This is a genomic window from Cupriavidus sp. KK10 (assembly GCF_018223725.1).
Lineage (GTDB): Bacteria > Pseudomonadota > Gammaproteobacteria > Burkholderiales > Burkholderiaceae > Cupriavidus > Cupriavidus necator.
Genome location: NZ_CP073677.1, coordinates 749,713 through 769,337, shown reverse-complemented (window position 1 = coordinate 769,337; position 19,625 = coordinate 749,713). Strand labels below are relative to the sequence as shown.

Below are 19,625 nucleotides of genomic sequence, written 5' to 3'. Positions count from 1 at the left end.
AATCATGGCGCAATGCAGGCAGCGCAGGAGCAGGGCGCGCGGGGCGGTCGCGGTGGAGTTCGCACTGGTCCTGGTGCCCTTGCTGATGCTGGTGACCGGGGTGGCCGAGTACGGGCGCGCCATCTACCAGTACAACGCCCTGACAAAGGCCACGCGCGATGCGGCACGCTTCCTGTCGCAATACGCGCCCAGCGAGCCGAATTACCCAGTGGATCAGGCCAAATGCATCGCCGTCTATGGCAAGACCACCTGCGGCGGCGCGGCACTTGTGAACGGCCTCAGCCCGTCAATGGTAGTCGTCTGTGACCGCGTTGACTCGAGCGGCTGCGGCAGCAAGCAGTTTGCCAACGTTGCCATCTACGAGGGCGGCAACAGTTCAAACCCGCCGGCAGGCACCATCAATCTGGTTGAGGTGAAGATCTCGGGCTTTACCTACTCGCCAATGCAGTCCTACCTCAATGTGGGAGCCCTGGCGTTCTCCGATATCGCAACGGTAATGAGGCAGGTGCTATGACTCCGATCCGTGCCATGCGCCCGCGTTCACGCCAGGCCGGCGCAACCGCCGTCGAATTCGCCCTGGTTGCCAGCATCTTCTTCATGCTGCTGATCGGCATTGCCGAGTTCTCCCGCGTGCTGTTTTACTGGAACACCGCCGGTGAGGCCACCCGGCTGGGTGCACGCATCGCGGTGGTGTGCGACACCACGGACACCACCATCAAGACCAAGATGACCAAACTGATGCCCCTGCTGCAGGCCACCAATATCCAGGTCGCCTATGAACCAAGCGGCTGCGACGCCGACCCCGACAGCGCGCGCAATTCCTGCCGCTCGGTCACCGTCAGCGTGGCCAACGTCTCGGTCAAGACCTTTATTCCGGTCGTTCCGATAACGGTGTCGATGCCTTCGTTCTCCACCACGCTGCCGCGGGAGAGCCTGGACTCTTCCACCAGCGGCCCGATCTGCAACTAGCGCGCATGAACCAGGAGCACACCATGCTCAGAATTCTGATCGTTTCCGAAGACGCCGAGCGGCTGGCCGAGATCAACCGGCTCAGCACCGTGGTCGGCAACTTCCAGGCCATGACGCTGCAGGAGGGCCTGGCGCGTTTCCCGTTCCATGCCAGCCGGCTGCGCATGGCCGACCTGCTCATCCTGGAACTGCCTGCCATCAATGCCCCGCAGATGCAGGCCATCGAGAGCCTGCGCCAGCAGCACCCTGAACTGCCCTGCATCCTGATCACGCAGGCGCCCAGTTCCGAGGTGCTGATCAAGGCCATGCGTGCCGGCATCCGCGATGTGCTGTCGTGGCCGCTGGACAAGGGGCAACTGGCCGAGGCGCTCAAGCGCGTGGAATCCGGCCACGTGCCGCGTGCGCAAGAGACCGCACAGGTAATTTCGGTGATCTCGTGCAAGGGCGGCGCGGGCACCAGCTTCGTGGCGGCCAACCTGGGCGATGCGCTGGCCCGGCACCTTGACAAGCGCGTGCTGGTGGTGGACCTGAACCGGCACTTCGGCGACCTGACCTATATCGTCAGCGACAAGACCCCGCCCTCCACGCTGCCCGATATCTGCAGCCAGATCGACCGTATGGATGCCGCCTTCCTGGAAGCCTGCCTGGTGCATGTGGACAACGGCTTCGACGTGCTGGCGGGTGCGGCCGATCCCATCAAGGCCAGCCAGATCCAGAAGGACAAGCTGGAGTGGATCCTGTCGGTGGTGCAGCCGGCCTATGACTTCGTGATCTTCGACCTGGGCCAGAGCATCGACCCCTTGTCGATCGGCATGCTGGACCACAGCGACCGCATCTGCGTGGTGGCCGAACCAGCAATCTCCTTCGGGCGGCCGGGCCGTCGGCTGCTCGATATCCTGCGTGCGCTGCACTACCCCACCGACAAGGTCCGCCTGGTGCTGAACCGCACCGGCCGCAAGAACGAGATGCCGCGCGCAACGATGGAGGAGATCTTCGGCATGAAGGTCGCCTTTACCCTGCCCGACGACTCCGCCGCCGTGGATGAGGCCGTCAGCCACGGCGAGCCAGTCGCCAAGCTGAGCCGGCGCAGCGCCATGGCGCGCGCGCTGCAGGCCATGGCCACGCAGTTGTGCACCACACCGGAAGCCGAGCGGCGCAACCGCGTCGAAGCGGTATCACCGCTGCGCAGGCTGATGCTGCGCGCGCGGAGCACCTGAATACCCTGACGACGGCCAGCCAGGGCGGCGGCCAACCGAAGCCGATAACGAGGAGTTGATCATGTCCATTCGCGAACAGCTGGCCAATGCCGGGCCCGCCTTCACTGCCAACGGCCACGCCGCAATCCAGTTTGCGACCTCGGCAGCCTCCGTGTCGGGTGGCTACCACCAGCTCAAGCGCGACGTGCACGAGACCGTGCTGGACCGTGTGGAGCTGGAGCGGCTGGCGCGCTATCCGCAGGAGCAGGTGCGGCAGGAGATCGCCGCGCTGGTCAACCTGATCATCGACGAACAGAAGGTGTTGCTCAACGACAACGAGCGGCGCCAGCTGACGGTAGAAATCTACGACGAGATGTTCGGTTTCGGCCCGCTCGAGCCCCTGCTGCAGGACCCCACCGTGTCGGACATCCTGGTCAACACCGCACGCCAGACTTATGTGGAGCGGCGCGGCAAGCTGGAACTGACCGACGTGGTGTTCTACGACGACGCACACCTGATGAAGGTGATCGAGAAGATCGTGTCGCGCGTGGGGCGCCGTATCGACGAGACCAGCCCGATGGTCGACGCACGCCTGCCCGACGGCTCGCGCGTCAACGCCATCATCCCGCCCTCTGCCATCGACGGGCCGCTGCTGTCGATCCGCCGCTTTTCCGTGAATCCGCTGCAGGTGTCCGACCTGGTGAACCTGCGCAGCCTGACGCCGCCGATGGCGCAGCTGTTGCAGGCGCTCTCGCAGGCCAAGGTCAACGTGCTGGTGTCGGGCGGCACCGGCAGCGGCAAGACCACGCTGCTGAACATCCTGTCGGGCTTTATCCCGGAAGACGAGCGCGTGGTCACCATCGAGGATGCGGCCGAACTGCAGCTGCGCCAGCCCCATGTGCTGCGGCTGGAAACGCGCCCGCCCAATATCGAAGGCAAGGGCGAGATCACCCAGCGCGCCCTAGTGCGCAACGCGCTGCGCATGCGCCCCGACCGCATCATCCTGGGCGAAGTGCGCGGCGGCGAGGCGCTGGACATGCTCAACGCGATGAACACCGGCCACGAGGGCTCGCTCACCACCATCCACGCCAACACCCCGCGCGACGCGCTGACGCGCCTGGAGAACATGGTCAGCATGGCCGGCCTGACCATGCCGGCCAAGGCCATGCGCCAGCAGATCTCCTCGGCCATCACGGTGATCGTGCAGGCGGCGCGCATGACCGACGGCCGGCGCAAGATCATCAGCATCCAGGAGATCACCGGCATGGAGGGCGACATCATCAACATGCAGGAGATCTTCACCTTCCAGCGCACGGGCGTGGACAAGGATGGCACGGTCCGCGGCAATTTCCGGGCCACCGGGGTGTATCCCAAGTTCGCCGAGCGGCTGCGCGTGTTCGGCGTGGGGCTGCCGGACGAGACCTATGACCCGGCCAAACGCTTCGAAGTCTGATCCGCCTGGCGCGATACAACAACAAGCAATCCCGGGGAGCTACACATGAGCACGATCTTCTACGCCTTCGGCATCCTGCTGTTCGTGGCCGTGGTGCTCTGCGTCGAGGGCATCTACCTGTGGTGGAGCAACGCCCATGGCCCCGCGGCCAGGCGCATCGAGGCGCGGCTGCGGGCGCTGTCGGCAGGCGGACATGTCAGCGCGGAACAGCTGTCGATCCTGAAGAAGCGCATGCTGGCGGGCTCGCCGCGCTTGCAGAAGTGGCTGATGAGCGTGCCCCGCGTGGGCAGGCTGGACCGGTGGCTGGAGCAATCCGGCAGCACCTGGTCGGTGGCGCAGCTGCTGGGCTACTGCGCGATGGTGGCGCTGTGCACGGTGGCACTGATTCCGCTGCTGCCGATACCGGTACCGCTGGTGCTCGCCGGCGCGGCGCTGGCCGCCATGCTGCCGGTGCTTCATGTGATGCGCCTGCGCGGCAAGCGGATCAAGCAGATGGAGGCACAGCTGGCTGATGCCGTCGACATGATCAGCCGTGCCCTGCGCGCCGGGCACTCGTTCAGTGGCGCGCTCGGCATGGTCGGGCAGGAAATGAAGGCCCCGATCGGGCCGGAGTTCCGCACCACCTTCGAGGAAATCAATTACGGCGTGGCGCTGGACGAGGCCATGACCAACCTTGCCATCCGGGTACCGGTGGGCGACCTGCGCTATTTCGTCATCGCGGTGCTGATCCAGCGTGAAAGCGGCGGCAACCTGGCGGAGATCCTCGACACCATCGGCACAATGGTGCGCGAACGGCTGAAGCTGTTCGACAAGATCCGCGTGCTTTCGGCGGAAGGCAAGCTGTCCGCGTGGGTGCTGGGCCTGCTGCCCTTCTGCACTGCCGGACTGATCCTGGTGGTCAATCCGGGCTTCATGAACGTGCTGTGGGAGGACCCGCTCGGCTTGCGCATGATCGGCGGCGCAGTGGTATCGATGACCTTCGGCGTGCTGTGGATGCGCAAGATCATCCGAATCCGGGTCTGAAGGCGCAACGCACGGTACCGGTACATGCAGTGCTCGAAGAAGCAGGGCTTGGACAGCCATCCTGACGGGAGTCCATCATGCAAGGCATTATCCAGGGGTTTCAGGCAGACCAGTTTGTCGTGCTCGCGCTGATCTTCGTGGCGGCGTTCGGCACGGTGTTCGGGGTGCTCTACGTCTTCTCGCCCAACCGCCTGCGCGGGCGGGCGGAGCAGATCGCAGGCCAGGCGGGCCAGCTCGGGGCTGATCCTGGCAAGCGGAATGCGCTACTCGAAAAGCTGGTGCAATGGGCGCAACCGGTATCGCGACTGTCACTGCCCAAGGAAGGCTGGGAGGGCTCGCAGCTGCGCGTGCGCTTCATGAACGCCGGCTGGCGCAATGCCAGTGCCGCACCGCTGTACTTTGCGGCCAAGACCGCTCTGGCGGTCGCCCTGCCGATGATCGGGCTGCTGGCAGCCGCCGGCCAGTCGGGGCTGCAAGACCGGAACATCATGTTCGCGTTGTTGGCAGTACTTGGTGCAATCGGCTACTACCTGCCCAACGTCGTTCTCGCACGCAAGGTCGCGCAACGCCAGCGTACGGTGTTTGAAGAGTTCCCGGACGTGATCGACCTGCTGACCGTCTGCGTGGAAGCCGGCCTCGGGCTCGATGCGGCATTGATGCGTGTGGCCGACGAGCTGGCGCTGCGCTGCCCCGTGCTGGCCGATGAGCTCCAGCTGATGCTGCTGGAGCTGCGCTCGGGCTTCTCGAAGGAAAAGGCGCTGTCGAACCTGTCGCTGCGCACCGGCGTGGACGACGTGGACAAGTTCGCCTCCATGCTGATCCAGGCCGACCGCTTCGGCACCAGCCTGGGCGAGTCCCTGCGCGTGCTGTCCGACATGCTGCGCACCAAGCGCCGCATGCGGGCCGAGGAGCAAGCCGCCAAGATCGCGCTCAAGCTGCTGTTCCCGCTGATCTTCACCATCTTCCCGTCGCTGCTGCTGGTGCTGCTCGGGCCAGCCTTTATCCAGATCTATCGCGTTCTCCTGCCGACCATGGCCGGACAAGGAGGGTAATACTTCCGGGAAACCGCGATCGTTTCCCCCGGCTGTCTCCCGGTGCAATGCCGGCTAGACAGTCACTTGCCCGGACCTGGTTCCGGGCTTTTTTGCTTTTCGGCGGGATCCGCGGGACTTGACCAGACGGGCTGGCTTCTTAAGAATGCAGGCAACCGCCCGCCGCCGTAGCGGCCCATACAGCGAGCCCCATGCGCCTCCGGAGTCTCCATGAAGCTACGCATCCTGAGCGACCTCCACATCGAGCACAACATGCCGCAGGCCGTGCCCGCCTGCGATGCCGACGTCGTGGTGCTAGCCGGCGACATCGCCAACGGGCGCGACGGCATCGACTGGGCCGCGCGCACCTTCAGCCAGCCGGTGATCTACGTGCCCGGCAATCACGAATACTACGAAAGCAACTTCGATACCGTGGATCGCCTGATGGCCGAAGCCACCGAGGCGCACCCAGGCATACAGGTGCTCAATGGCACAGTGGCCGAATTCAACGGCGCCCACGGACGGGTACGCATCATCGGCACCACCTGGTGGACTGACTACACCCTGTTCGGGACTGACCGGCGCGATGACGCGATGCAGGCTTGCGCGGCGGTGATGCTGGACCACCGGCTGATCGAACTCCACGGCGACGACGGCCGTGCGCGCCATTTCACACCCCAGGACGCGCTGGCGCGCCACCAGGCCGCGTCGGCCTGGCTGGCGGCGCAGCTGGCGCTGCCCTACGATGGCAAGACCGTGGTGGTTACGCACCACGGCCCTGACCTGGGCAGCCTGGACCCGCGCTACTCGCACGACCTGGTCTCCGGCGGCTTCCTGTCGCGCCGGCCCGACCTGGTAGCAAAGGCGGACCTGTGGATCCACGGACATACCCACACCAGCTTCGACTACTGCATCGACGATTCGCGCGTGGTCTGCAACCCCCGCGGCTACGTCAGCCGCCGCACCGGCGAGCTGGAAAACAAGCGCTTCGACTGGTGCTGCGTGGTCGAGGTCTGACCTGGCGGCTCGAGCGCGAGACCGCTGCGGCGCCCCAAAGAAAAACCCCCGCGGGCTCGCGCCCGCGGGGGTTTTTCAAGACAGCCTGCCCGTGAGGGCAGTCGGTCGGCAATGATTTACATCATGCCTTCCATGCCGCCCATGCCGCCCATGCCGCCCGGCATTGCCGGAGCCGACTCTTCCTTCGGCGATTCGGCAACTGCGCAGTCCGTGGTCAGCATCAGCGAAGCCACCGAAGCGGCGTTCTGCAGTGCGGTGCGGGTGACCTTGGTCGGGTCCAGCACGCCCATTTCCACCAGGTCGCCGTACTCGCCCGAAGCCGCGTTGTAGCCGTAGTTGCCCTTGCCTTCGATAACCTTGGCAACGACCACCGAAGCTTCTTCACCGGCGTTCAGCACGATCTGGCGCAGCGGCTCTTCCATGGCACGCAGCACGATCTTGATACCGGCGTTCTGGTCGGCGTTTTCGCCGGTCAGTGCCGAGATCGCAGCGCGGGCACGCAGCAGGGCCACACCACCGCCGGGGACGATGCCTTCTTCCACCGCAGCGCGAGTGGCGTGCAGGGCGTCTTCCACGCGGGCCTTCTTTTCCTTCATTTCGACTTCGGTGGCAGCGCCAACCTTGATCACGGCAACACCGCCGGCCAGCTTGGCCACGCGCTCTTGCAGCTTCTCACGGTCGTAGTCCGAGGTCGCTTCTTCGATCTGGGCGCGGATTTGCTTGACGCGGCCTTCGATCGCACCTGCGTCGCCGGCGCCGTCGATGATGATGGTGTTTTCCTTGCCGATCTCGATGCGCTTGGCCTGGCCCAGGTCGTTCAGGCCAGCCTTTTCCAGCGTCAGGCCGATTTCTTCAGCGATGACGGTGCCGCCGGTCAGGATGGCGATGTCTTCCAGCATGGCCTTGCGGCGGTCGCCGAAGCCCGGGGCCTTGACGGCGGCGGTCTTCAGGATGCCACGGATGTTGTTCACCACCAGGGTCGCCAGGGCTTCGCCCTCGACGTCTTCAGCGATGATCAGCAGCGGGCGGCCGGCCTTGGCCACTTGCTCCAGCACCGGCAGCAGGTCGCGGATGTTCGAGACCTTCTTGTCGAACAGCAGCACGAACGGGTTGTCCAGCTGGACAACCTGCTTTTCCGGGTTGTTGATGAAGTACGGCGACAGGTAGCCGCGGTCGAACTGCATGCCTTCCACGACTTCCAGCTCGTCGGCCAGCGACTTGCCGTCTTCAACCGTGATCACGCCTTCCTTGCCGACCTTGTCCATGGCTTCGGCAATGCGCTCACCGATCGAGGTGTCGCTGTTGGCCGAGATCGCGCCAACCTGGGCGATTTCCTTGCTGGTGGTGGTGGGCTTGCTGACCTTCTTCAGCTCTTCCACGGCGGCGGCAACAGCCTTGTCGATGCCGCGCTTCAGGTCCATCGGGTTCATGCCGGCGGCAACGAACTTCATGCCTTCGCGCACGATCGACTGGGCCAGCACGGTTGCGGTGGTGGTACCGTCACCGGCGTTGTCGCTGGTCTTGGAAGCGACTTCCTTGACCATCTGGGCGCCCATGTTCTGCAGCTTGTCCTTCAGCTCGATTTCCTTGGCCACGGACACGCCGTCCTTGGTCACGGTCGGGCCGCCGAAGCTGCGCTCCAGCACCACATTGCGGCCCTTCGGGCCCAGAGTCACCTTAACTGCGTTGGCGAGGATGTTCACGCCTTCAACCATCTTGGCACGTGCGGCGTCGCCGAACACTACGTCTTTAGCTGCCATTCTTGAATCTCCTGAAATCTGTACGGGTGGCGGTCAGTCGGTGAATTACTTGTTCACCACGGCCATGATGTCTTCTTCGCGCATGACCAGCAGTTCCTGGCCTTCCACCTTCACGGCCTGGCCGGCGTACTTGCCGAACAGCACGCGGTCACCGACCTTGACGTCGAGGGCGATGTTGTTGCCCTTGTCATCCTTCTTGCCAGGACCGATTGCCAGCACTTCGCCTTGATCGGGCTTCTCGGCAGCGTTGTCGGGAATCACGATACCGGACGCGGTCTTGGTTTCGTTGTCCAGACGCTTCACGATCACGCGGTCGTGCAAAGGACGCAGATTCATACGGACTCCTAGATACAAAGTGAGTTTTTAATCACAATTCGGCCGGCTACCGAGGCGACGGCCGTCTGAAATGTTCAGGTGCCGCAAGGGGCGCTTTCATGCTGTTAGCACTCACCCCCGGCGAGTGCTAATTATAGGGACGGGGTATGGCCATTTCAAGACAGGGACTTAATACGGGTTTTCCCTTGGACGTGAAATTCTCGTGGGAAATGGCCTTGGAGAGCCACTGAAAGAGGAGCTTTAGCCACTTAATGTGCATTTGCCGCTCCGTGTAATTTCGACCAAACTGTACATGGGTCGCCGCACGACAACGACAAACATCAAGCCCGCCGCCCGGATCACCCTCCATGAACGTGGAATCCCACTCCCGTCGCCGCAACCGCGCCGGTGGCGATCCCTGCCGCACCTTGCGCAACTCGGCCGGCGTGCTTGCATTGCCGTGGCCCGAGTGGCTGCGTCACTACCACCGCGACTGGCTGAAGCCCGATGTCATGGCCGGGCTGACCGTTGCGGCAGTCGTCATCCCGAAGGCTCTCGCCTACGCCACCATCGCGGGCCTGCCGGTCGAGGTCGGACTCTATACGGTATTCGCGCCGATGCTGATCTACGCCATGCTGGGAACCTCGCGCCCGCTCAGCGTCAGCACCACGACCACGCTGGCGATCCTGGCAGCAGCCGCGCTTAGCGATACGACGACGGCAGGCGGTACCGGGAGCTTGCTGACGGCTTCGGCCACGCTCACCTGCCTCGTGGGCATCATCCTGGTCGCCGCGCGCTTGCTGCGCCTGGGCTTTGTTGCCGATTTCATCTCCGAGCCCGTCCTGGTCGGCTTCAAGGCCGGGATCGGGCTGGTGATCGTGGTGGACCAGCTTCCGAAGCTGCTCGGCATCCATTTCCAGAAGGGCGCGTTTTTCCACAACCTCGCAGCCATGGTCCAGGGCGTTCCCCACGCTTCGCTGGCAACCATGGCCGTTGGGGTCACGGTCCTGGCGCTGCTGATCGGCATGGAACGCCTGGTGCCGCGCGCGCCGGCACCGCTGATCGCGGTGGGGATCGGGATTGCGGCAGTCGGCCTGCTCGGGTTGCAGTCCCATGGCGTTGAAACCGTTGGCCATGTCCCGACTGGCCTGCCGCCCCTCACGCTGCCGGATCCCGATCTGGTCATGCAGCTCCTGGTGCCGGCCATGGGCATTGCCCTGATGAGCTTTACGGAAACCATCGCAGCCGGACGCGCCTTCGTGCAGAGCGGCGAACCCGCGCCGGACCCGAACCGCGAGCTGCTGGCCACGGGGTTCGCCTGCCTGGGTGGCGCATTCCTCGGCGCGATGGCTGCCGGCGGCGGAACCACGCAGACCGCGGTGAACCGCCGCTGCGGCGCCAGATCGCAGCTGGCGGGACTGATCACCGCGGCCGTCGCGCTGGGCGCGATGCTGGTGCTGGCACCGCTGATCGGCCTGATGCCGGAGGCCGCGCTGGCGGCAGTGGTCATCGCCTATTCGGTGGGACTGATCCAGCCGGCGGAGTTTCGCGCCATCCTTGGCATCCGGCGCACGGAGTTCCTCTGGGCAGTGGTAGCCTGTGCCGGCGTCGTGCTGCTAGGGACGTTGAACGGCATTGCCGCCGCCATCATTGTTTCGCTGCTGGCGCTGGCCTACCAGACTTCCGATCCGCCAGTCTATGTCCTGGCACGCAAGCCCGGCACCAATGTATTCCGGCCGCAGTCCGCCGAGCATCCCGCCGACGTGACCTATCCTGGCATGGTGATGCTGAGGCCGGAGGGCCGCGTTTACTTCGCCAATGCGAGACACATCGGGCACAAGATGCGGCCCATCATTGCTGCAGCGAATCCCCGGGTGGTGGTGCTCGACCTTGTCGGCGTCTTTGACCTCGAGTACACGGCGCTGCGGATGCTGACGGAAGCCGAAAAGAAGATGCGCGAAGGCGGCGTGATGCTCTGGCTGGTGGAACTGAATCCCAATGTGCTGGAGATGGTTCGGCGGTCGTCCCTTGGGGACACACTCGGGCGCGAGCGCTTGTTCCAAAGCATGGATCTTGCGGTCGACCACTACCTTGCAAACCAGACCGCTACGCCCACCTGAAGCGCGATGGCGCTGGGCCAGCCATCGTACTGGCGCAAGGCGACATCGCCGAGCGCGAACCGTGGCGACGGATGGCGTGCGGCGTTGGCTCCGCTGTCGCAAGTGCGCAACATCTTCGTCACTGCGCGCTTGTAGGAGTATTCCGCCCCCGCTTCGGCGCTTGCCCGACAGCGCAACACCGCCTCGCTGCCTAGACTGAGGGCACCGTTGCATTCCCGTTTCGGCAGGGATGTGCGGCCTACGCCACGTCGGCGCATCCGTCGCCGGCGTCTCGGACAACGACTCCGGAGGTTCTCCATGGATCTGAAACAGCCCGCTCGCCTTCCCAAGATCGTCGGCGCGATTGCCGCAGGACTGGCAGGCCTCACTTGCGCCACGGCGATTGCCCAGACACCGGCCAGCCCGGCCACGCCGGCAACTCCGGCCGCCGAGGGCATGCCGGCCACCCCGGCAACCTCAGCCGTCCCCGCCGCCGCGGCAGGCTCCCAAAGCGCATCGCCTGGCATGACCCAGGTTCAACCACCCAAGGATCCACTGGTCGAGCGCCGAGAGGCACGCCAGAAGGCCTCGGCCGAGTACAAGGCCAAGAAGAAGGCGGCCAAGGGCGAGTACAAGCAGGACGTCGGCGCTGCCAAGCAGGAGCGCAAGGTCGAGAACAAGGCTGCGGACGCAGTGGCCAAGGACCAGATGGCCGCGCCTAAGCAATAGCGCCAGCCGGCGCAGAACGAGGTGGCCGGGATCAGCCGGCCACCTTCATTTTTTTGCCTGTCGTCTTCCCTCCTTTTGCCCGCGGGAACATCGGGGGTTGGCGGCTTGTAACAAGCCGGATCGCGCCTAGACTCGATAAGAGCAAGTCGCGGGCTTTTTCGCCCGGCTTGCCATCTGCGCCATGCCCGCTCTCCGTCCGCACCACTGGTTTACAGGCCTGCTCCTGTCAGGCCTGATGGCCGCGTTCAGCCCGGGCAGCACGTTTGCCGTAGCACAGCAGAAGCCGGCGCCGGCGTCGGCACCCGCGGCGGCGCCGGCTGCGAAAGCCGCGGCCGGCACGGCAGCGCCCGCGAAGCCGCGCGGGCTGAACCTGGCCAACAAGCCGCGCACCGGCGACTTCGACGTGATGGTCAACAGTCGCGTCATCCGCGTGCTGGTGCCTTACAGCCGCACCCTCTACTTCAGCGACAAGGGCCACGAGCGCGGAATTACCGCGGAACTGGTGCGGGAATTCGAGCGCTACCTGAACAAGACCTACACCAGTCGACTTGGCAAGCGCCCGCTCACCATCATCATCATCCCCACCACGCGCGACCGCCTGCTGCCCGACCTGGCGGCGGGCCTGGGCGATATCGCCGCCGGCAACCTGACCGAGACCGAGGCACGGCTGAAGATGGTCGACTTTGCCGCGCCGCGCGACCGCAAGCCAGTGCGCGAGCTGATCGTGACCGGCCCCAAGTCGCCGGCGCTGAAGAGCCTGGACGACCTGGCAGGCAAGACCGTCCACGTGCGCCGCGCAAGCAGCTACTACGAAAGCCTGACCGCGCTGAACGAGCGCCTGCGCCAGTCCGGCAAGGCGCCGATGCACCTGGTGCTGCTGCCCGATGCCCTCGAAGACGAAGACGTGCTCGAGATGGTCAATGCGGGCCTGCTGGCAATCGTGGTGGTCGATGACTGGAAGGCGGCGATGTGGGCGCAGATCCTGCCTGACATCAAGGTGCGGCAGGACCTGGCGGTGCGCGAAGGCGGCTATATCGGTTGGGCCTTCCGCAAGAACAGCCCGCAGTTGCGGCAGGCAATCGACGATTTCTATATCAACCACGTCAAGAGGCAGGGCGTGGCGGAATACCTGATCAAGCAATCCATGCGCCGGGTCAAGCAGATCAAGAACAACACCGAGGACGCCGAATACAAGCGCTTCCAGCAGACCGTTGCCTTCTTCGAGAAGTACGGCAAGGACTATGGCTTCGACCCGCTGATGCTGGCGGCACAGGGCTTCCAGGAGTCGCAGCTCAACCAGCAGGCGCGCAGCCGCGTGGGCGCCGTCGGCATCATGCAGATCATGCCCGCCACCGGCAAGGAACTGAATGTGGGCAATATCAAGATGGTCGAGTCCAACATCCACGCCGGCGCCAAGTACATGGACCGGCTGATGACCAAGTACTTCCCCGACGCGCACTTCTCGGAATCGAACCGGCCGCTGTTCGCCTTCGCCAGCTACAACGCCGGGCCCGGCAATATCGCCAAGATGCGCAAGGAGGCTGCGGCGCGCGGGCTGGACCCCGACAAGTGGTTCAACAATGTCGAGATCGTGGTGGCGGAGAAGATCGGCATCGAAACCACCACTTATGTGCGCAACATCTTCAAGTACTACGCGGCCTACCGGCTCATGGAGGACCGGGAAGCCGCGCGTGAGCGGGCACTGAAGGAAGTCCGGAAGTAGCCTGCCGCCGGCGCCCGCGCTGGCGGGACGGCGGTGGAACCGGGCCGCGCCGACCTGCGCCCGGCCACACAGCAAGGATCAGTCGGCCAGGCCGCTGCTGTCGATATAGCCCAGCGCATCACGCACCGCGCGCCGGGCCTTGAGCACATAGCAGACCTGGCGCTCGCGGATGGACAGTGCCACCACTTCCGCCTGCAGCAGTTCCTGGAACATGTGTGCGGCACGCGGCAGGCTCAGCCCGGCCAGTTGCGCCAGAGCGGGGGCGGGCAGCCCGTCCTCGCCGGCTTCCAGCAGCGCGCGGCAGATCCTGGCCCGCGCGGGTTCGGTCATCAGGGCAAGCGTCAGCGCGCTCTCTTGGGTCTCCATGGCCACACCTCGATCCTCTGGCGTTGTGCTCCGCCGCCCACCACGAGCGGCTGCCGGCCCTCTCCGGGTGCCGTTTTCCAACGTTCTACGCGGCTCGCAGGGCAAAGGCAATAGGGCCGCCCACGGGCTGCGCGATTACAACACCAGCCGTCACGCCCGCGGGCTCGCCAGGGATCCGGCGGGCGGCGCCTACATGACCTCGATCACGCCGTTCATGGTCTCGTGCCCCGATCCGCAGAAGATGTCGCACAGGAAGCCGTAGTTGCCGCTGCCGCGCGCCGTTGCAGGCAAACGCACGGTCGCGCCTGGCGGCACGTCGGCACGCACGCCGAAATCCGGCACGCTGAAGCCCATGATCACGTCCTGTGCCGTCAGTTCGAATACGACCGACTCGCCGGCACGCAGCGGGATGTGATTCGGGGTAAAGACGAACTTGCGCGCGTGGACGCGAATGACGCGCGGCGCCGCCGCATCGCCCCGGCCGGTGCCGGCCAGCACCGCCGCCCCGAGGCCAAGCATCCAGGCTAGCGCCGTGCGCCGCCCGACCATCGATGACATTCTCATGGCTGGCTCCGGTCAGGTCGCGATCGGCTGCTCGGCCAGCGCGAACGCGCCGGGCGCCGGTTTCGCTTCGACCTCGCGCCAGCCCAGCCCGCGATAGGGCTGCGCGGCATCCCACGGCACCGGCAGGCGCTGCGGCTGTGAGCCCGGCGGCGGCAGCGGGAACATCAGCGAGCGTGCGGCGTGATGCGCAATGTGGCCCGTCGTGTGGTGATGCTCCTGATGGATGTGGCCGTAGAACACGGTCACGTTCGGATAGGGCATCAGGGTGTCGATCACCTGCGCGCCGTCGCGCGTGGCCCAGTCCCATTGCGGATACAGATCGAACAGCGGGCGGTGCGTGAACACCACGATGCGCCCGCCCTTTGGTTGCCGCGCGAGGTCCGCCGCCAGCCATGCGCGCTGCGCATCCCCGACCCGCCCCGCCGGATCGGACACGTTGTCGAGCACGACAAAATGCACGCCCTTGTGATCGAAGGTGTAGTGCGTCGGCCCGAACAGCTCCTGGTAGGCCGCGCCCGCATCGAGGCTGGCGTCGTGCTCGCCCGGCATCAGGTGGATCGTCCTGACCCCCAGGCCGGCAATCACGGACTGGAACTCGCGCAGGCGCCGGCGGCGCTCCTGCGGATCGTCGGTGGTGTGGGTGAGATCGCCGGTGAACATGATGAAATCGGGCGGCTGCCGCAGCGCATTGACGGCGGCGATGGCCTTGGGCAGCGTGCCGCGCGCATCGGGATTGGCCGGCCCCTGGAAGCCCCAGTGTGCGTCCGACAACTGCACAAAATAGAAGTCCTCATCGCGCCCGAAGGCCCAGCCCGGCAGCCCGGAGGCAAACACCGCGCCACCTGCGGCACCCGCCAGCCTGAGGAAATCGCGTCGCTTCAGTGTGTCCATGGTGGCTCCGTCTGGTTGCAGGGATGTGCCTGTCATACCGGCTTGCGGGAGGCTTTATTCCCGGCAATGCGGAACCGCAAAAAATCCGCCCGTACTGGGAATAAACTGAGTGGAACCCCGGTATACCCGGGACGTGCGCCACCGGCGCGGCGCCGGCGCACAAACCGACCAAGGCACGCATGGATCACGCATCCGACGATCGCCGCCGCTTCGAGGAGCTGGTGCTCCCGCAACTGGACGCCGCCTACAACCTCGCGCGCTGGTTGTCGGGCAGCGCCAGCGAGGCCGACGACGTGGTCCAGGAAGCCTTCCTGCGCGCTTACCGGCTCTTTGGCAGCTTCCGCGGCGAGCAGCCGCGGCCGTGGCTGCTCGCCATCGTGCGCAATACGTGGTTCACCACCTGCCAGAAGCGCAAATCGGCCGGCGAGGTGTGCAGCTATGACGACTTGCACGAAAACCAGCCCCTGCCGGCCTGGCACGATGGCCAGGACAGCCCCGAGCAGTGGTTGCTGCGGCAGGAAGACGTGCGTCTGGTGCACCGTGCGCTGGAGCAGCTTCCGGTGGCCTATCGGGAAGTGCTGGTGCTGCGTGAACTGGAGGAACTGCCCTACCGCGACATTGCCCGTGTCGCGGATATCGCCATCGGCACGGTCATGTCGCGGCTCGCGCGCGGGCGGCGCATGCTGGCGGCGGTGGTGACGGCGCTGCAGCAGCAGGGCACGGCGCAAGCGCCGGCACACGCTCGCTCGCCATCCGGCGCGCTGGCGCCGGCACCGCACCCCGCCGGGGAGACAGGTCATGGACTGCAATGAGGTTTGCGAACTGCTTCCCGCCTGCGCCGACGACGAACTCGGCGCGGCGGAAAGCCTGCGCCTGGAGCAGCACCTGGCGCAATGTGCCGCGTGCACGGCCGAACTGGGACGCCTGCGCGCGCTGCGCACGGCGGTACGGGAAGGCGCGACTTATCATCGCGCAAGTCCCGCCCTGCGCGCGCGGATCGCTGCCGCGCTGCCCGCGGCCGGTGTGCCGGCAGGTAGCGAGACATCGCGCCCGCGCTGGCTCGAGTGGTTTGCCTGGCGCCCGGCCGTCAACGCCGCACTGGCGGCACTGACCGTGGCCTCGATGGCGTTTGGGTTGACGTGGTTCATGTTGCGGGATTCCCCGCAAGACGCCATGGCGCGGGAGGTGGTCAGCAGTCACGTGCGCGCGCTGATCGCCGACCACGCCATCGACGTGGCATCGACGGATCGGCACACGGTCAAGCCATGGTTCAACGGACGGCTGGATTTCGCGCCGCCGGTCCATGACTTGGCGGCAGAGGGCTTCCCACTCGTTGGCGGACGGCTCGACTACCTCCACGGGCAGCGCGTGGCGGTGCTGGTCTATCGACGCAACCAGCATCCGATCGATGTGTTCGTGCTGCACGGCGCGGGCGCGCGCATGGCGGCGCCGGACTTCGACAGCCCCCTGACCCGGCAGGGCTACCAGATTGCGCACTGGCAGACAGGCGGCATGGAATACTGGGCCGTGACCGATGCGTCGGCGGCCGACCTGCAACGCTTCAGCAAGGCATGGCGCGTGGCCAGCGGCGGCACGCCGTAGCGCTCGCGCCGCCGCCGGTCATCGTGCCAGGCCCGTCTACGCCATCACGAACGGCAACTGCCGCTGGCGCTTGCCGGTCAGCGTGAACAGCGCATTGGCCACCGCCGGCGCGATCGGCGGCACACCGGGCTCGCCCAGGCCAGTGGGGTTCTCCTGCGAGGGCACGAAGAACACGTCCACCACCGGCGCATCGGTGATGCGCGGCGGCGGATAGTCCGGGAAGTTGCTGTTCTTCACGGCGCCGTTCTCGATCTCGATGGCAAACCCCGGCTTGGTCATGGCCAGTCCGAAGATGCACGCGCCCTGGATCTGGGCCTCGGCCGACATCGGGTTGACCACGCGGTTGGCATGCACGCCGGCGGTGACGCGATGCACGCGCGGCTCGCCCTTCACCACCGAGACGTCGACCACATACGCCACCACGGTGTTGAACGACTCGTGCACGGCCACGCCCCAGGCATGGCCCTTGGGCAGCTTGCGCTTGCCGTAGCCGGACTTGTCCACCGCCAGCTGCAGCGCGGCGCGGTGGCGCGCGTGCTTCTTCTCGTCGAGCCGGGCCAGGCGGAATGCCACCGGGTCCTGCTTCGCGGCCGCGGCGATTTCATCGGCCAGGGTTTCCTTGACGAAGGCGGTATGCGTATTGCCCACCGAGCGCCACCACAGCACCGGCACGTCCACCTGCGGATGGTGCACAGACATCTGCAGCGGCAGGTCATAGTCGTTCTCGACGATGCCCTCGGTCATGGTAGCGTCCACGCCGTTCTTGACCATGAAGGGCTCGAATGGCGTGCCCTTCAGGATCGACTGGCCGACGATGGTGTGCTGCCAGCCCACCACCTTGTCCTGCGCATCCAGCCCGATGCGGGCGCGGTGCAGGTGCAGCGGGCGGTAGTAGCCGCCGCGGATATCGTCCTCGCGGCTCCAGACCACCTTGAGCGGCTCGGTGTGGCCGGCGGCCACCCAGGCCTTGAGCACGTTGGCCGCCTCCACGATGTAGTCCGAGGTCGGCACCGCGCGCCGGCCGAAGCCGCCGCCGGCCATCATGGTGTTGAGCACCACCTTGTCCGGCGCCAGCCCCAGCGTGCGCGCCACCGCGGCCTGGTCCACGGTCTGGAACTGCGAGCCCACCCAGACCTTGACCGACTGCACCTTGCCGCCGGCCACTTCCGGCTGCAGCGTGCAGTTCAGCGGCTCCATCGGCGCGTGCGCCAGGTACGGGAAGCGGAAGTCGGCCTCGATCTTGCGCGCGGCACCGTTGATGGCCGAGCCGATATCCCCGCTCCCCGCGCGCGCCACCGTGCCGGGCTGGCCGGCCAGCTTTGCGTACTCATCGAACAACGCCTGCGACGACACCTTCGAGCCCGCATCTTCCCACTGGATGTCGAGCGCATCGCGGCCCATCTTGGCCGGCCAGTAGCCGCTGGCAATCACCGCCACGCCGCTGCCGCCGCGGTCGACCGGCACCTGCAGCACGCCGCGCACGCCCTGCACCGCGCGCGCCTTGTCGGCGCTGAAGCTCTTGACCTTGCCGCCAAAGCGCGGCGGGCGCGCCACCACGGCCACCACCATGCCCTTCAGGTGCGTGTCGATGCCGAACGGCGTGGTCGCTTCCATCTTGCCGCGCGCATCCAGCCGCGGCGTGGGCTTGCCGACGATGCGGAACTGCGACGGGTCTTTCAGCGTGACCCGCTGCGGCACGGGCAGCTCCATCGCCGCGGGCGCCAGTTCGCCGAAGGTGGCACGATGGCTGCCGGACGTGATCACGCCCTGCTCCACCTTGCAGCTGGCCGGATCGACCTTCCACTGCTGCGCGGCCGCCGCCACCAGCATCGCGCGGGCGCGCGCGCCCAGTTCACGGTATTGCTCGAATGAGTGGTTCAGCGCCGTGGAGCCGCCGGTCATCTGCATGCCGAAGGCGGGGTCCTTGTACGGGTCGCCAGCCGGCGCCAGCGTGGCGCGCACGTTGCGCCAGTCGGCGTCCAGCTCTTCGGCCAGCGCCATCGGCAGCGCGGTGTGCACGCCCTGGCCGAACTCGAGCCGGTTCACGGCCACGGTTACGGTGTTGTCCGGCGCGATGATCAGGAATGCTTGCGGCGCCGGCGGCGGCGCCTTGGGCTTGGCGCCCTCCTGTGCCTGCGCCAGCGGGGCCACGCCCAGCGCCAGGCCGCCGCCGGCCAGGCCGGTCAGCTTCAGGAAACTGCGGCGGTCCAGCGTGGCCACGCCGGTGTTCGGGCGCGCTTCACCGCTATTGCCGGCCTGGCCGCCTGCCAGGGCTTCGATGCCTCGGATACGCATATTGGTTTCCTCCCGCTCAGGCCAGCGCGCGGGCGGCGTCTTTGATCGCCGCGCGGATGCGCTGGTAGGTGCCGCAGCGGCACAGGTTGCCGGCCATGGCCTGGTCGATGTCGGCGTCAGTAGGCCGCGGCTTGGTGCGCAGCAGGCCGATGGCGCTCATCACCTGGCCGTTCTGGCAGTAGCCGCATTGCGCCACGTCGTGCTTGAGCCAGGCGTCCATCACCGCGCGCCCGACCTTGTCAGTGCCGATGCCTTCGATGGTGGTGATGCGCGCGCCGGCAGCGGCGGATACCGGCGTCACGCAGCTGCGCGTGGCCTGGCCGTTGACGTGCACGGTGCAGGCACCGCATGCGGCCATGCCGCAGCCGAACTTGGTGCCGGTCATTTCAAGGTTGTCACGCAGCGCCCACAGCAGCGGCGTGGACGGGTCCACGTCGACTTCACGGGTCTTGCCGTTGACGTTGATATTGAGGGTGGTCATGGGGGGACACTCCTTGGGTACGTTGCCCGCTGGTTCTTTCCAGTGCCCCCCCGCCGGGCGCAATCGTGCGGCGCGCGGGCACTGCCCATGCGCCGCAGCCTGGCGCAAGGG

Annotated in this window: 19 protein-coding genes; 12 read left to right on the top strand and 7 right to left on the bottom strand. The window is 66.3% G+C overall.

Annotated features, from left to right (window positions below; translation table 11 throughout):
- Window positions 1-4 precede the first annotated feature (4 nt).
- The 7 genes from KB879_RS03815 (at window position 5) to KB879_RS03785 (ending at window position 6,689) form a co-directional block, all read left to right on the top strand.
- Entirely contained in the window at window positions 5-514 is a 510-nt protein-coding gene (locus KB879_RS03815) for a TadE/TadG family type IV pilus assembly protein (protein ID WP_211980792.1), read from the top strand.
- Window positions 511-969 carry a TadE/TadG family type IV pilus assembly protein gene (locus tag KB879_RS03810; RefSeq protein ID WP_211980791.1) on the top strand — a complete coding sequence of 153 codons (459 nt, stop codon included), beginning with the start codon at window positions 511-513 and terminating at the stop codon, window positions 967-969. Before KB879_RS03815 ends, KB879_RS03810 begins: the two co-directional genes overlap by 4 nt.
- Window positions 970-992: 23 nt before the next feature.
- Window positions 993-2,186: an AAA family ATPase gene (locus tag KB879_RS03805; RefSeq protein ID WP_211980790.1), complete on the top strand. Its 1,194-nt coding sequence runs from the start codon at window positions 993-995 to the stop codon at window positions 2,184-2,186.
- Between the two features lie 61 nt (window positions 2,187-2,247).
- Window positions 2,248-3,618 carry a CpaF family protein gene (locus KB879_RS03800; RefSeq protein WP_013955760.1) on the top strand — a complete coding sequence of 457 codons (1,371 nt, stop codon included), beginning with the start codon at window positions 2,248-2,250 and terminating at the stop codon, window positions 3,616-3,618.
- A gap of 45 nt (window positions 3,619-3,663) precedes the next feature.
- Window positions 3,664-4,641: a type II secretion system F family protein gene (locus KB879_RS03795; RefSeq protein WP_013955759.1), complete on the top strand. Its 978-nt coding sequence runs from the start codon at window positions 3,664-3,666 to the stop codon at window positions 4,639-4,641.
- Window positions 4,642-4,718: 77 nt separating this feature from the next.
- Window positions 4,719-5,693, top strand: coding sequence for a type II secretion system F family protein (locus KB879_RS03790; protein WP_013955758.1), 975 nt, complete (start codon window positions 4,719-4,721; stop codon window positions 5,691-5,693).
- Window positions 5,694-5,903: 210 nt separating this feature from the next.
- The gene (locus KB879_RS03785; protein WP_211980789.1) at window positions 5,904-6,689 is read left to right on the top strand and encodes a metallophosphoesterase; all 786 of its coding nucleotides are present in this window, start codon (window positions 5,904-5,906) and stop codon (window positions 6,687-6,689) included.
- A gap of 116 nt (window positions 6,690-6,805) precedes the next feature.
- Here the strand turns inward: KB879_RS03785 and groL are convergent, their stop codons facing one another.
- Together groL and groES are read right to left on the bottom strand one after the other, a co-directional pair.
- Window positions 6,806-8,449, bottom strand: a complete 1,644-nt coding sequence (gene groL / locus KB879_RS03780; protein ID WP_013955756.1) for a chaperonin GroEL — start codon at window positions 8,447-8,449, stop codon at window positions 6,806-6,808.
- Between the two features lie 45 nt (window positions 8,450-8,494).
- On the bottom strand, window positions 8,495-8,785 hold the full coding sequence (gene groES / locus KB879_RS03775; RefSeq protein ID WP_010813047.1) for a co-chaperone GroES: 291 nt from the start codon (window positions 8,783-8,785) through the stop codon (window positions 8,495-8,497).
- A gap of 347 nt (window positions 8,786-9,132) precedes the next feature.
- On the opposite strand from groES, the gene KB879_RS03770 reads away from it, so the two are divergent.
- The 3 genes from KB879_RS03770 to KB879_RS03760 all read left to right on the top strand — a co-directional run bounded on the left by KB879_RS03770 (window position 9,133) and on the right by KB879_RS03760 (window position 13,315).
- A complete protein-coding gene (locus KB879_RS03770; protein ID WP_211980788.1) occupies window positions 9,133-10,884 on the top strand; it encodes a SulP family inorganic anion transporter in 1,752 nt (583 codons plus the stop codon).
- 297 nt (window positions 10,885-11,181) lie between these two features.
- Window positions 11,182-11,592 (top strand): hypothetical protein, encoded by a 411-nt coding sequence (locus KB879_RS03765; protein WP_211980787.1) that lies wholly within the window; start codon window positions 11,182-11,184, stop codon window positions 11,590-11,592.
- Window positions 11,593-11,773: 181 nt separating this feature from the next.
- On the top strand, window positions 11,774-13,315 hold the full coding sequence (locus KB879_RS03760) for a lytic transglycosylase F (RefSeq protein ID WP_211980786.1): 1,542 nt from the start codon (window positions 11,774-11,776) through the stop codon (window positions 13,313-13,315).
- A gap of 78 nt (window positions 13,316-13,393) precedes the next feature.
- Here the strand turns inward: KB879_RS03760 and KB879_RS03755 are convergent, their stop codons facing one another.
- The 3 genes from KB879_RS03755 to KB879_RS03745 all read right to left on the bottom strand — a co-directional run bounded on the left by KB879_RS03755 (window position 13,394) and on the right by KB879_RS03745 (window position 15,136).
- The gene (locus KB879_RS03755) at window positions 13,394-13,681 is read right to left on the bottom strand and encodes a hypothetical protein (RefSeq protein ID WP_013955751.1); all 288 of its coding nucleotides are present in this window, start codon (window positions 13,679-13,681) and stop codon (window positions 13,394-13,396) included.
- A 189-nt stretch (window positions 13,682-13,870) separates the two neighbouring features.
- A complete protein-coding gene (locus KB879_RS03750) occupies window positions 13,871-14,245 on the bottom strand; it encodes a cupredoxin domain-containing protein (protein ID WP_013955750.1) in 375 nt (124 codons plus the stop codon).
- A gap of 12 nt (window positions 14,246-14,257) precedes the next feature.
- Window positions 14,258-15,136, bottom strand: coding sequence for a metallophosphoesterase (locus KB879_RS03745; RefSeq protein WP_211980785.1), 879 nt, complete (start codon window positions 15,134-15,136; stop codon window positions 14,258-14,260).
- Between the two features lie 179 nt (window positions 15,137-15,315).
- Here KB879_RS03745 and KB879_RS03740 point away from each other — a divergent pair, with 179 nt between their 5' ends.
- Both KB879_RS03740 and KB879_RS03735 read left to right on the top strand, forming a co-directional pair.
- A complete protein-coding gene (locus KB879_RS03740; protein ID WP_211980784.1) occupies window positions 15,316-15,948 on the top strand; it encodes an RNA polymerase sigma factor in 633 nt (210 codons plus the stop codon).
- Entirely contained in the window at window positions 15,935-16,738 is an 804-nt protein-coding gene (locus tag KB879_RS03735; protein ID WP_153954879.1) for an anti-sigma factor, read from the top strand. Before KB879_RS03740 ends, KB879_RS03735 begins: the two co-directional genes overlap by 14 nt.
- Before the next feature lie 36 nt (window positions 16,739-16,774).
- Here KB879_RS03735 and KB879_RS03730 read toward each other — a convergent pair whose 3' ends face one another.
- On the bottom strand, window positions 16,775-19,033 hold the full coding sequence (locus KB879_RS03730) for a xanthine dehydrogenase family protein molybdopterin-binding subunit (RefSeq protein ID WP_211980783.1): 2,259 nt from the start codon (window positions 19,031-19,033) through the stop codon (window positions 16,775-16,777).
- 16 nt (window positions 19,034-19,049) lie between these two features.
- Window positions 19,050-19,514 (bottom strand): (2Fe-2S)-binding protein, encoded by a 465-nt coding sequence (locus KB879_RS03725; protein WP_010813052.1) that lies wholly within the window; start codon window positions 19,512-19,514, stop codon window positions 19,050-19,052.
- Window positions 19,515-19,625: the final 111 nt, after the last annotated feature.

Excerpts from the sequence above, each read along its gene's own strand:
- KB879_RS03750 (WP_013955750.1), bottom strand. The coding sequence starts at position 14,245 with ATGAGAATGTCATCGATGGTCGGGCGGCGCACGGCGCTAGCCTGGATG.
- KB879_RS03735 (WP_153954879.1), top strand. The coding sequence starts at position 15,935 with ATGGACTGCAATGAGGTTTGCGAACTGCTTCCCGCCTGCGCCGACGAC.
- KB879_RS03755 (WP_013955751.1), bottom strand. The coding sequence starts at position 13,681 with ATGGAGACCCAAGAGAGCGCGCTGACGCTTGCCCTGATGACCGAACCC.
- groL (WP_013955756.1), bottom strand. The coding sequence starts at position 8,449 with ATGGCAGCTAAAGACGTAGTGTTCGGCGACGCCGCACGTGCCAAGATG.
- KB879_RS03725 (WP_010813052.1), bottom strand. The coding sequence starts at position 19,514 with ATGACCACCCTCAATATCAACGTCAACGGCAAGACCCGTGAAGTCGAC.
- KB879_RS03770 (WP_211980788.1), top strand. The coding sequence starts at position 9,133 with ATGAACGTGGAATCCCACTCCCGTCGCCGCAACCGCGCCGGTGGCGAT.
- KB879_RS03790 (WP_013955758.1), top strand. The coding sequence starts at position 4,719 with ATGCAAGGCATTATCCAGGGGTTTCAGGCAGACCAGTTTGTCGTGCTC.
- KB879_RS03785 (WP_211980789.1), top strand. The coding sequence starts at position 5,904 with ATGAAGCTACGCATCCTGAGCGACCTCCACATCGAGCACAACATGCCG.
- KB879_RS03800 (WP_013955760.1), top strand. The coding sequence starts at position 2,248 with ATGTCCATTCGCGAACAGCTGGCCAATGCCGGGCCCGCCTTCACTGCC.
- KB879_RS03760 (WP_211980786.1), top strand. The coding sequence starts at position 11,774 with ATGCCCGCTCTCCGTCCGCACCACTGGTTTACAGGCCTGCTCCTGTCA.
- KB879_RS03765 (WP_211980787.1), top strand. The coding sequence starts at position 11,182 with ATGGATCTGAAACAGCCCGCTCGCCTTCCCAAGATCGTCGGCGCGATT.
- KB879_RS03730 (WP_211980783.1), bottom strand. The coding sequence starts at position 19,033 with ATGCGTATCCGAGGCATCGAAGCCCTGGCAGGCGGCCAGGCCGGCAAT.
- KB879_RS03805 (WP_211980790.1), top strand. The coding sequence starts at position 993 with ATGCTCAGAATTCTGATCGTTTCCGAAGACGCCGAGCGGCTGGCCGAG.
- KB879_RS03795 (WP_013955759.1), top strand. The coding sequence starts at position 3,664 with ATGAGCACGATCTTCTACGCCTTCGGCATCCTGCTGTTCGTGGCCGTG.
- KB879_RS03815 (WP_211980792.1), top strand. The coding sequence starts at position 5 with ATGGCGCAATGCAGGCAGCGCAGGAGCAGGGCGCGCGGGGCGGTCGCG.
- KB879_RS03745 (WP_211980785.1), bottom strand. The coding sequence starts at position 15,136 with ATGGACACACTGAAGCGACGCGATTTCCTCAGGCTGGCGGGTGCCGCA.
- KB879_RS03740 (WP_211980784.1), top strand. The coding sequence starts at position 15,316 with ATGGATCACGCATCCGACGATCGCCGCCGCTTCGAGGAGCTGGTGCTC.
- groES (WP_010813047.1), bottom strand. The coding sequence starts at position 8,785 with ATGAATCTGCGTCCTTTGCACGACCGCGTGATCGTGAAGCGTCTGGAC.
- KB879_RS03810 (WP_211980791.1), top strand. The coding sequence starts at position 511 with ATGACTCCGATCCGTGCCATGCGCCCGCGTTCACGCCAGGCCGGCGCA.